Consider the following 10,779-nt stretch of genomic DNA (forward strand, 5'->3'; position numbering starts at 1 on the left):
GCAGCAATATCGTGCAAGTATTCGTCGCGCCTATTGTTGATTGGCAGGCATCTAACTAAAGTGACACGTCATTCGGGATGCCGCCGCGTTCTGCGGTGGGTCGGGGAGCGTCACGGGTCGTCCGGGGGAAATACTGATGAATCGTTCGTTGAAGCTGTCCATGCTGCTGGCCTTGGCACTGGGAAGCAGCCAGGCAGTGGCGCTGGAGCTGGGCCAGATCCAGGTCAAGTCGGCGCTGGGCCAGCCGCTGATCGCCGAGATTCCGGTCACCCCCGAGAGCCCCGCGGACCTGCGCAACCTCAGCGCCCGACTGGCCTCCGACGAGGATTTCCTGCGCGCGGGCATCACTGAAGGGCGCGCCCGGGTCCCGCTGAGCTTCTCGATCGTGAACGGGCCGGGCGGCAGCAAGCTGATCCGCATCACCAGTACCGATGCCATCAACGATCCATACCTGGACCTGCTCGTGCAGGTGGACAACGCCGCCGGCAAGAGCGTGCGCGAATACACCATCCTGCTCGATCCGCCTGGCATGGCGGCGAGGCCTCCCGTTCCGCAAGCGGCCGCCCGCCCGCGACGTGCTTCCCCCGCGCAGCGGCCGGCTCCGCCCGCCCCGCGCGCAGCCGCGCCGGCGGCTCCTGCCGTCGGCTCCAGCGTAACGGTGCAGCGCGGTCAGACGCTCTCGGCCATTGCGCAGCAGGTCATGCCGGCGGGCGCGAATCTCAACCAGACCCTGCTGGCCCTGAAGCAGGCCAATCCCGACGCGTTCTATCGCGACAACATCAACGCGCTCAAGAGCGGCGCGGTGCTGCGCGTGCCCACCGCCGACGAGGCGCGTGCCATGACGGTGGTCGCGGCGCTGGAAGAAGTGCGCCGGCAGAACGGCGACTGGCGCGCTGGCGCGGCAGGCACCCCCATCAGCGTGGCCGATTCGGCCACCCGCGCCATCGCATCGAGCTCGCCCACGGTGCCGGCCTCCAAGCGCGTCGACCACCTCGAGCTGCTGCCGTCCAGTGGTGGTGCCAGGCATGCCGCGGCCGGCGGTGGCAAGACTGCGGCCGATCTGCGTCGCGATCTGCAGCGCAGCCAGGAAAGCCTGGCCGCCCTGCAGCAGCAGGGTGCCGACCTGCGCTCGCGGCTGAAGGATCTGGAGGACATCAACCGCAAGAACGAGCGCCTGCTTTCGCTCAAGGACAGCGAGATCGCCGAGCTGCAGCGCAAGCTTGCCGCGGCCGGCAAGGCCACGCCGGCCGGTGCGACGACCGCTGCGCCAGCGGCCGCCGGGAAGCCGCTGACACCGACACCGACTCCGGCCGCGGCTGCCAGCACGGCCGGCAAGACCGCCCCGGCCACCGCCGCATCGGCTCCGGTGGTGGCCGGGGCGACACCGGCGACGGCCTCGTCGGCGAAGGCGACCGCCCCGGTCGCGGCCAGTGCAGCGGCTCCGGCCAAGCCGGTTGCCGCCAAGCCGGTGGCCAAGCCGGCCGCCGCCAAGCCGGTTCCGTCTCCCGCCGGGGAGCCCTGGTACATGCAGACCTGGGCCTGGGGCGCGGGTGCCGTCGCGGCCCTGCTGCTCCTGCTGCTGGTTTTCCGCGGGCGTCGCAACAAGGGCACGGGCCGGGCATCCGGCTCCTCACTGGCCGACCGCTTCGGTGCCGTCCCGGCGCTGGGCGCGGATGATGCCGATCCGGATCAGGACGAGTTGCTCGATCAGCTCGCCGAGCACCCGGACGACATCAACCTGCATCTGGAACTGGTCAGCCTGTATTACCACCGCCGTGACGTGGAGCGCTTCGAGGCGGCCGCGGAGGCGATGTACGCCCACATCGCCGATCCCCAGCAGTCGGAATGGCAGGACGTGGCGGCCATGGGCGAGGATCTGGTGCCCGGCCATCCGCTGTTCGCCGGCGTCGATACCTCGGTGCCCGAGGCCGAGCGCGCCCCGCTGGGCGGCCTCGATCCCGACGACTACGATGCCGATGCCACGGTCGCGGTGCCGCCGCCGATGCCGGCCGGTCCCGCCAAGATCAGCGAATACCACTTCGACTTCAACCTGACCCCGCGCCAGGAAGCCGCCCGCAAGGCCGAGGCGGAGGCACAGCTGCGCGACGAGCCGGAGCATGCGTTCGAGCACGACGCGACGGCCGGGCATGATCCGGCCGAGCCCGCACCGACCGCCGATGCGACCACCGACATCCCGAGCTGGGCGCCCGATGCCGGCGGCGTGGATTACGAGCCGACCGAGTTCAGCGACGATCCGATCGACACCAAGCTCGACCTGGCCCGCGCCTACCTGGACATGGGCGATGCCGACGGCGCCCGTGCGATGCTGGAGGAGGTGCTGGCCGAAGGCAGTCAGCCGCAGCGTGACACCGCGCGTCGCCTGCTCGACGGCATCGTCTGATCGATCCGCGCGGGTGATCCGAACCCGGGCCGGCCCTGCGCCGGCCCGGGTTTTTTGTGCCGGCTGCTATGCTCTGCCGCCGTCCTGAACGCACCTCAATCCCTTCATGCGCATTGCCCTGGGCATCGAGTACGACGGCACCGACTTCTCCGGCTGGCAGCGCCTGAGCCACCGCGACAGCGTGCAGGGTACGCTGGAAAAAGCGCTCTCCTTCGTGGCCGCCGAGCCGATCGACGTCACCTGCGCCGGCCGCACCGACGCCGGCGTGCACGGTCGCTGCCAGGTAGTGCATTTCGATACCGAGGTGCAGCGCACGCCGCGCGGCTGGGTGCTGGGCGCCTGCTCGAACCTGCCCGCATCGGTCGCGGTGCTGTGGGCACTGCCGGTGGCGGACGACTTCCATGCGCGCTTCTCGGCACGCAGCCGCCGCTACTGCTACCGCATCCTCAATCGCCCGGTGCGCGCCGCGCTCGACGCGCGCTACGTCACCTGGGAGCGCCATCCGCTGGATGCCGCGCGCATGCACGCCGCGGCGCAGGCGCTGCTCGGCGAGCACGATTTCACTGCGTTCCGCGCGATCGCCTGCCAGGCCGCCCACGCGCGGCGCGAGGTGCTGGCCGTGTCAGTGCGCCGCGAGGACGAGCAGGTGATCGTGGAGATCGAGGCGAACGCCTTCCTGCACCACATGGTGCGCAACATCGTCGGTTCGCTGCTGCCGATCGGCCGCGGCGAGCAACCGGTGGAGTGGATGTGCGAGCTGGTGGCCGGGCGCAACCGCGAGGTGGCCGGTCCGACCGCGCCGTCGTCCGGGCTCACCTTCATCGGCCCGCGCTACGAGGCGCATTGGGGTCTGCCACCGGAGGTCAGCCAGTGAACCGCACCCGCATCAAGTGCTGCGGCATGACCCGCGTCGAAGACGCGCGGCTGGCCGCCGAGCTCGGCGCCGACGCGATCGGCGTGGTGATCAGCGCGCGCAGCAAGCGCCGCGTCGACCTGGCGCAGGCGCGCGCGATCGTGGCGGCGATGCCGCCGTTCGTCACCACCGTGGCGCTGCTGATGGACGACAGCGCCGACACGGTGCGCGCGGTGATCGAGCAGGTGCAGCCGGATCTGCTGCAGTTCCACGGCGCCGAGAGCGACGCGTGGTGCGCGCAGTTTGGCCGTCCGTTTCTGAAAGCCGTCGCGATGGGCGAAGGCGCCGCGGCACTGCCGCACCTGCGCGAATATCCACACGCCACCGGCCTGCTGCTGGACGGTCACGGCCTGGGCGAGCCCGGTGGCGGCGGCAAGACCTTCGACTGGTCGCTGATGCCGGCCGAGCTGGCGCAGCCGCTGCTGCTCGCCGGCGGCCTGCACGCCGACAACGTGGGCGAAGCGATGCGCGTGGCGCGGCCGTGGGCGGTGGACGTGGCCAGCGGCATCGAATCCGCGCCGGGCATCAAGGACGCCGACCGCATGGCGGCCTTCATCGCCGCGGTGCGTGCGGCGGATGCCGCCTGATTTCCCTGTGATGCAGCACTCGGCGCGCTGGTAATGACGCCGGAAGAGGATGGCTGTGTCGGCTACAACGCCGATCTGAGCGACTTCAACTACGACCACTACCGGGTCAGCGTGACCGAAGGCTTGCGCCGGCTGGCGCACGAGCCGCCTCCTCGCCGGCGAGCGCGCGCTCCAGCCACCGGGCCAGCGATGGCGCCCGCGGATCGGGACCGCGCGCGGGTGTGGCCAGCACCCAACTGGCCGAGGTCTGGCGGAAACCCCACGGTGCCAGCAACCGCCCGCTGGCCAGGTCGTCGGCGACCAGCGGCGCGGGGGCGATGGCCACGCCGAGACCGGCCAGCGCCGCTTCCAGCAGATAGTACAGATGGGCGAAGCCCTGGCCCGGGGTGTGCGGCGGTGCCGGCAGTCCGGCCGCTGCGGACCAGTCGCGCCAGGCCTGCGGGCGCGAGGCGGTGTGCAGCACCGGCTCGTCGATCAGCACACCGGCTGGCCGCCCGACGAGTCGCGACCAGCCGGCGTAGCGCGGGCTCACCACCGGACCGATCCGTTCCGGCGCAAGTGCGCGGACCTGCCAGTTGGCCGGCCAGGGCGGCGCGCCGATCAGCAGCGCGCCGTCCAGCCCGCCCAGCGCGGGCGTCAGGGGGTCCTCCTGCGCGGACAGGTGCAGCGACAGCTCGGGCAGGTCACGGCCGAGCCGGTCCATGCGCGGGATCACCCAGCGCGCCAGCACGCTGCCCGGGCAGCCGAGCACGAACGGTGCCTGCGCCGGCCGGCGCACGCTGGCCCACGCATCGCGCAGCTGGTCGAACGCTGGGCCCGCACCGTCCCGCAGGCGCTCGCCGGCCTCGGTAAGGGCCAGGGTGCGGCCCTCGCGCCGGAACAGCGGATGGCCCAGGGCCTCCTCCAGCAGGCGCAACTGCCGGCTCACCGCGCCGTGGGTGACGTGCAGTTCGGCGGCGGCGCGACTCACGCTCCGCTGGCGGGCGACGGCCTCGAAGGCGCGCAGGGCATTCAGCGGGGGCAGCTCGCGATCGGTCATGTGTGATATTTATTCACATGTCCGTGCAATCTTCTCGCTTTTTATGCGAGTTTTCTTTGACTATGCTTGGCTCTCGGCACGGGCACTGGCCCGCGTCATCTCAGTTTTTCGCACAGGATGCCTGCCATGGCCACGCCGAGCCCCCACACCCCGGTGACCGATTTCCACACCTGGCCCGATGCGCACGGCCGCTTCGGCCAGTTCGGCGGGCAGTACGTGGCCGAGACCCTGATGGCGCCGCTGGCCGAGCTGACCGAGTCCTACGAGCGGCTGCGGCACGATCCGGAGTTTCTCGCCGAGCTGGACCGCGACCTGACCCACTACGTCGGCCGGCCCAGCCCGCTGTACCACGCCGAGCGGCTGTCGGCGCACGTGGGCGGCGCGCGCATCATCCTCAAGCGCGAGGACCTCAACCACACCGGCGCGCACAAGATCAACAACACGGTGGGCCAGGGCCTGGTCGCCAGGCGCATGGGCAAGCCGCGCATCATCGCCGAGACCGGCGCCGGCCAGCACGGCGTGGCCAGCGCCACGGTGGCCGCGCGGCTGGGGCTGAAGTGCGTGGTGTACATGGGCGCCACCGATATCGAGCGGCAGAAGATCAACGTCTACCGCATGAAGCTGCTCGGCGCCGAAGTGGTGCCGGTGACCTCCGGCTCGAAGACGCTGAAGGACGCGCTGAACGAGGCGATGCGCGACTGGGTCACCAATGTGGCCGACACCTTCTACATCATCGGCACGGTGGCCGGCCCGCATCCGTATCCGATGATGGTGCGCGACTTCAACGCCATCGTCGGCCGCGAGGCGCGCGCGCAGATGCTCGCCGAGTACGGCCGTCTGCCGGACGTGATCACCGCCTGCGTCGGCGGCGGCTCCAACGCGATCGGCCTGTTCCACGAGTTTCTCAACGATCGCGAGGTGCGCATCGTCGGCGCCGAGGCGGCCGGCGAGGGCATCGGCAGCGGCCTGCACGCGGCCTCGCTGGCCGCCGGTCGCCCCGGCGTGCTGCACGGCAACCGTACCTACGTGCTGTGCGACGACAACGGCCAGATCGCCGAGACTCACTCGATCTCCGCCGGACTCGACTACCCCGGCGTCGGCCCCGAGCACGCCTTCCTCAAGGACGAAGGGCGCGCCGACTACGTGGGCGTCACCGATGCCGAGGCGATGGAGGCATTCCACCTGCTGGCGCGCTGCGAGGGCATCCTCGCCGCACTCGAATCCAGCCACGCGGTGGCCCAGGCGATGAAGCTCGCGCGCGAGCTGCCGAAGGATGGGCTGGTGCTGTGCAACCTGTCCGGCCGCGGCGACAAGGACGTGCACACGATCGCCGCGCGCGAAGGCGTCACGGTGTGAAGGCAGGAGCGAGTGGAGAGGAGTGAGAAGTGAGAGAAAGCCGCTCCTCCGACCACTCGACACTTTTGGACTTGCCACTCCTCACTCCTCACTCCTCACTCCTCACTCCTCACTCCTCACTCCTCACTCCTCTTCACTCACTTCTCGCACCTGGCCCCCCATGTCCCGCATCGACCAACGCTTCGCCGCCCTCAAGACCGCCGGTCGCACCGGCCTGATCCCGTTCGTCACCGCCGGCGATCCCGCGCCGGAGCACACGGTGGCGCTGATGCACGCGCTGGTCGACGCCGGTGCCGACCTGATCGAGCTGGGCGTGCCGTTCTCCGACCCGATGGCCGACGGCCCGGTGATCCAGCACGCCAGTGAGCGGGCCATCGCCAGGGGCGTGGGCCTGGCCCATGTGCTGCGCTGGGTGGCGGAGTTTCGCCAGCGCGATGCGGACACGCCGGTGGTGCTGATGGGCTACCTCAACCCGGTGGAGATCCACGGCTACGCGCGCTTCGCCGCCGAGGCCACTGCGGCCGGCGTCGACGGCGTGTTGCTGGTCGATTGCCCGCTGGAGGAGGCGGCCGTGCTGGAGCCGCTGCGCGCGGCGGGACTGCAGGTGATCCGCCTTGCGGCGCCGACCACCGCACCGGCGCGTATGGCGCAGCTGTGCGAGTTCGCCGAGGGCTTCCTGTACTATGTGTCGTTTGCCGGCATCACCGGCGCGGGCCGCCTCAGCACTCGCGATATCGCCGCCCGCGTGGCGGATATCCGGGCCCACGCCAGGGCGCCGGTGGCGGTCGGCTTCGGCGTGCGCGATGCGCAGAGCGCGAAGGAGATCGCCGCGTTCGCCGATGCGGTGGTGATCGGCAGCGCGCTGGTGGAGCGGCTGGAGGGGGCGGGGCAGGCGGACGAGATCGCCGCCCGGGTGAAAAGTTTCCTCACCCCCATCCGCGCCGCGCTCGATGCACACTGAAACGGTCCCCTGACCGTTTCGGGTCAGGAACGTGTGAGGTGTTGCGATGAACTGGCTGCAGAAAATCATGACTCCGCGGGTGCGCACGCAGGGCACGGCCGCCGGCAAGGGCAAGGTGCCCGAGGGCGTGTGGGACAAGTGCAACGGCTGCGGCACGGTGCTGTACCGTCCGGAGCTGGAGCGCAACCTGATGGTCTGCCCCAAGTGCGGCCACCACCACGCGATCCGCGCGCGCGTGCGCCTCGCCGCGCTGTTCGACGAGGGCAGCGCGGTCGAGCTGTGGTCGAGCCTCGAACCCACCGATCCGCTGAAGTTCCGCGATTCGAAGAAGTACCGCGACCGCATCGTCGCCGCGCAGAAATCCACCGGCGAGAAGGACGCGCTGGTCACCATGAGCGGCAAGCTCAAGGGTCGGCCGCTGATGGCCGCGGCGTTCGAGTTCGCCTACATGGGCGGTTCGATGGGCTCGGTGGTCGGCGAGAAATTCGCCCGCGCCGCCGAGAAGGCGCTCGCCGACCGCAGCGCACTGGTGTGCTTCTCCGCCACCGGCGGCGCGCGCATGCAGGAGTCGCTGTTCTCGCTGATGCAGATGGCCAAGACCTCCGCCGCGCTGGCGCGCATGCGCGATGCCGGCGTGCCGTACATCAGCGTGATGACCAACCCGACCACCGGCGGCGTCTCCGCCAGCCTGGCGATGCTCGGCGACATCAACGTGGGCGAGCCGAAGGCGTTGATCGGCTTCGCCGGCCCGCGCGTGATCGAGCAGACCGTGCGCGAGACGCTGCCGGAAGGCTTCCAGCGTTCGGAATTCCTGCTCGAGCACGGCGCGATCGACATGATCGTCGACCGTCGCGAGATGCGCGACAAGCTCGCCGACGTGCTCGGCTTGCTGATGAAGGCGCCGCGCGCCGCCTGATCGCGCGCTCGTTGCCCGTGCAGAGGCGGCCGTGTCGCGTGCCGTGCGCTGCCGTGGCACGCGGTTTCCCGGCATCCGGCAACCTTCCGCGCCGTCATGCCCGCGAAAGCGGGCATCCGCCGGGCTCCGATGCGGAAACGGACGCGGGTGCCCAGACGTCCGTCCGTCGAGCAGCGCGGGCATGACACCGGCGCCAACGACATCGTGACATCGGCGATCCGGACAGACGCCCCGGCCGGAGCGAGCCCGACGCCTGCGGGATGTCGAGCCGGCGTCGGATGTCGGAGCCGGATCGGGTCAATCGCTGACGTGCAGCACCAGCTTTCCGCGATGACTCCCATCGAACAACCGGTTCAACACCACCGGCGCGTTCTCCAGCCCCTCGGCCACCGTCTCCTCGGTCTTGAGCTTCCCCTCGCGAATCCATCCGGTGATCGTGTGCACCGCCTCCTTCGTCCTGGTGTAGTCGAGCACGAGGAAGCCCTGCATGCGCAGGCGCTTCATGATGAAGGGGCCGAAGTCGTCGCTGGGTCGCTCGCCGGAGTTGTAGCCGGCGATCAGGCCGCACAGGGCGACGCGACCGCCGATATTCATGCGGCCGAGCACCGCCTTCATCACCTCGCCGCCGACGTTCTCGAAGTTGACGTGCACGCCGTCCGGGGTGGCGGCCTTGAGCCGCTGCCTGAAGTCGGCGGCCTTGTAGTCGACGGCGGCGTCGAAGCCGAGCTCGTCGACGAGGTAACGGCACTTGTCGGCGCCGCCGGCGATGCCGACCACGCGGGCGCCCATGATCTTGCCGATCTGGCCGGCGATCGAGCCGACCGAGCCGGCGGCGGCGGAGACCACCAGCGTTTCGCCGGGCTCCACCGGGGCGATGTCGGTCATGCCGTAGTAGGCGGTGACGCCGCTCATGCCGGCCGCGCCGAGCAGGGTGGGCAGTGGGATGCCGGGATCGGCGGGCAGGCGCACGTAGCCCTTGGCGCTCTCGTGCAGCACCAGGTAGTCCTGCCAGCCGGTGATGCCCTGCACGAGCTCGCCTTCTGCATAGCGCGCCGAGCGCGACTGCACCACGCGGCCCAGGCCGAGCGCGCGCATCACCTCGCCGATGGCCACGGGCGGCAGGTACTGCGGGATGTCGCGCATCCACACGCGGTTGGTGGGGTCCATCGAGATGTAGAGGGTCCGGATCAGGACTTCGCCGTCCTTGAGTCCGGGAACGGCTTCTTCGACGAGGTCGAAATTGCTGCGTTCGACCAGGCCTTCGGGGCGGGTCTTGAGACGGAGCTGGCGGTTGATGAGGGGCATGGGGGCCTCGTGATTTTGTGGAGTTTGAAAGTCACTGGATCCCGGCTTGACCAGCCATTCGGCTGTTGAGAGCCGCCGGGATGACGGGTAGGTGGGTGTACGGCGAGACGGAGGGGTGGCTTGCCCGATACGGGGTCGCTCATAGGTTCGTCATTCCGGCGAACGCCGGAATCCAGCGTCTTGATGCGGGTGCGAAGCGCGCGCATCACGCCGCCGACGCCATCCACGCGCAGCTCGGCGGCGGTGACGAAGCGGCTCTCGTCGGAGGCCAGATACAGCGCGGCGTACGCCATATCGTCCGGCTCGCCGAGGCGGCGCATCGGGTTGCCGCGGGTGAGCTTGCGGATGGCCTCCCCCTCCTCGCCGAGTTGCTGGAAGAACGGCTCGACGATGCCGGTACGGATGAAGGCCGGGTGGATCGAGTTGCAGCGGATGGCAAGCCGCTGCCTGGCGTAGTCGATCGCCACCGATTTGCTCAGCGACGCGACCGCGGCCTTGGAGGCGTTGTAGACGGTGTAGTCGGGGTCGACTTTGTACGCGGCCATCGAGGAGAGGTTGATGATCGCGCCGGGCTGGTTCTGTTTCAGCCAGGGCAGGGCGTACTTGCAGCCGAAGTAGACCGCCTCGACGTTCACGCCCATCACGCGCTGCCAGTCCTTCGTGCCCAGGTTCTCGACGCCGCCGAGCGCGTCGATGCCGGCGTTGTTCACCAGCACCGAGAGGCCACCCACGGTCTGCGCGGCCTGCTCCAGCAACTGCGGCCACGGGGCTTCCTCGCGCACGTTCTGCGCGGCGGCCCAGGCCACGGTGGTGCCGTGTTCGGTGTTGATGGCGGCGGCCTGCGCCCGGGCTCCGTCGCCGTCGATGTCGGTGAGGAACACCCTGGCGCCGTGGCGCGCGAACAGCCGGGCCATGGCGGCACCGAGGCCGCCGGCCGCGCCGGGGATGAAGGCGCGCTTGCCGGCGAGGCGGTGGGCGGGAAGATCGATCATCGGCGAGCTCCTGGTTTGGAGCCCTCTCCCCCGGCTCGACCCTGTCTCTTGATCACATCTCCGCCGGTATCTGCTTGCTGAGCCAATAGCCCTCCAGCCGTTCCTGCAGCCGGAACCAGCCATGCCAGAGCGTGTCCCAGCCGGGCCGGCCGGTGCGTTTGGTGTCGGTAAAGCCGCCCATCTTGGCGAGGGCTCGATACGCCCACGCGGCTGGCGGCGTTTGCGCGGGTGGTGCACTGTGCTCGGTGGAGACCCATAACACACGCCATTCGTCCGGACTCAGTGGCGTGGGCTCCGGCGCGGCCTCAT

Annotated in this window: 10 protein-coding genes; 6 read left to right on the forward strand and 4 right to left on the reverse strand. The window is 70.2% G+C overall.

The genetic code is table 11. The features are described 5' to 3' along the window. Positions 1 to 136: 136 nt before the first annotated feature. From ACO2Q2_RS13905 to ACO2Q2_RS13915, 3 genes are all read left to right on the forward strand, one after another. Positions 137 to 2,401, forward strand: a complete 2,265-nt coding sequence (locus ACO2Q2_RS13905) for a FimV/HubP family polar landmark protein (protein ID WP_423256388.1) — start codon at positions 137 to 139, stop codon at positions 2,399 to 2,401. Between the two features lie 106 nt (positions 2,402 to 2,507). Beyond that, positions 2,508 to 3,275: a tRNA pseudouridine(38-40) synthase TruA gene (gene truA, locus ACO2Q2_RS13910; RefSeq protein ID WP_423256389.1), complete on the forward strand. Its 768-nt coding sequence runs from the start codon at positions 2,508 to 2,510 to the stop codon at positions 3,273 to 3,275. Further along, complete coding sequence (locus ACO2Q2_RS13915) at positions 3,272 to 3,901, forward strand: phosphoribosylanthranilate isomerase (RefSeq protein WP_423256390.1); 630 nt, start codon at positions 3,272 to 3,274, stop codon at positions 3,899 to 3,901. The genes truA and ACO2Q2_RS13915 overlap by 4 nt, the downstream gene beginning before the upstream one ends. A 106-nt stretch (positions 3,902 to 4,007) precedes the next feature. Here the strand turns inward: ACO2Q2_RS13915 and ACO2Q2_RS13920 are convergent, their stop codons facing one another. Continuing rightward, on the reverse strand, positions 4,008 to 4,940 hold the full coding sequence (locus ACO2Q2_RS13920; protein ID WP_423256391.1) for a LysR family transcriptional regulator: 933 nt from the start codon (positions 4,938 to 4,940) through the stop codon (positions 4,008 to 4,010). A 126-nt stretch (positions 4,941 to 5,066) separates the two neighbouring features. Between ACO2Q2_RS13920 and trpB the strand changes: the two genes are divergently transcribed. The 3 genes from trpB to accD all read left to right on the forward strand — a co-directional run bounded on the left by trpB (position 5,067) and on the right by accD (position 8,173). Then, positions 5,067 to 6,296: a tryptophan synthase subunit beta gene (trpB, locus tag ACO2Q2_RS13925; protein WP_423256392.1), complete on the forward strand. Its 1,230-nt coding sequence runs from the start codon at positions 5,067 to 5,069 to the stop codon at positions 6,294 to 6,296. A gap of 160 nt (positions 6,297 to 6,456) precedes the next feature. Continuing rightward, positions 6,457 to 7,257 (forward strand): tryptophan synthase subunit alpha, encoded by an 801-nt coding sequence (gene trpA, locus ACO2Q2_RS13930; RefSeq protein WP_423256394.1) that lies wholly within the window; start codon positions 6,457 to 6,459, stop codon positions 7,255 to 7,257. A 46-nt stretch (positions 7,258 to 7,303) separates the two neighbouring features. Beyond that, entirely contained in the window at positions 7,304 to 8,173 is an 870-nt protein-coding gene (gene accD, locus ACO2Q2_RS13935) for an acetyl-CoA carboxylase, carboxyltransferase subunit beta (protein WP_423256396.1), read from the forward strand. A gap of 297 nt (positions 8,174 to 8,470) precedes the next feature. Here accD and ACO2Q2_RS13940 read toward each other — a convergent pair whose 3' ends face one another. The 3 genes from ACO2Q2_RS13940 to ACO2Q2_RS13950 form a co-directional block, all read right to left on the reverse strand. Next, the gene (locus ACO2Q2_RS13940) at positions 8,471 to 9,478 is read right to left on the reverse strand and encodes an NADP-dependent oxidoreductase (RefSeq protein ID WP_423256397.1); all 1,008 of its coding nucleotides are present in this window, start codon (positions 9,476 to 9,478) and stop codon (positions 8,471 to 8,473) included. Next, a complete protein-coding gene (locus tag ACO2Q2_RS13945) occupies positions 9,361 to 10,470 on the reverse strand; it encodes an SDR family oxidoreductase (protein WP_423256399.1) in 1,110 nt (369 codons plus the stop codon). Before ACO2Q2_RS13945 ends, ACO2Q2_RS13940 begins: the two co-directional genes overlap by 118 nt. 52 nt (positions 10,471 to 10,522) lie before the next feature. After that, positions 10,523 to 10,779, reverse strand: a 257-nt coding sequence (locus ACO2Q2_RS13950) for an IS4 family transposase (protein WP_423256401.1), incomplete at its 5' end; no start/stop codon positions are given.

This window comes from Dyella sp. KRB-257, from assembly GCF_049445995.1.
GTDB lineage: Bacteria > Pseudomonadota > Gammaproteobacteria > Xanthomonadales > Rhodanobacteraceae > Dyella_A.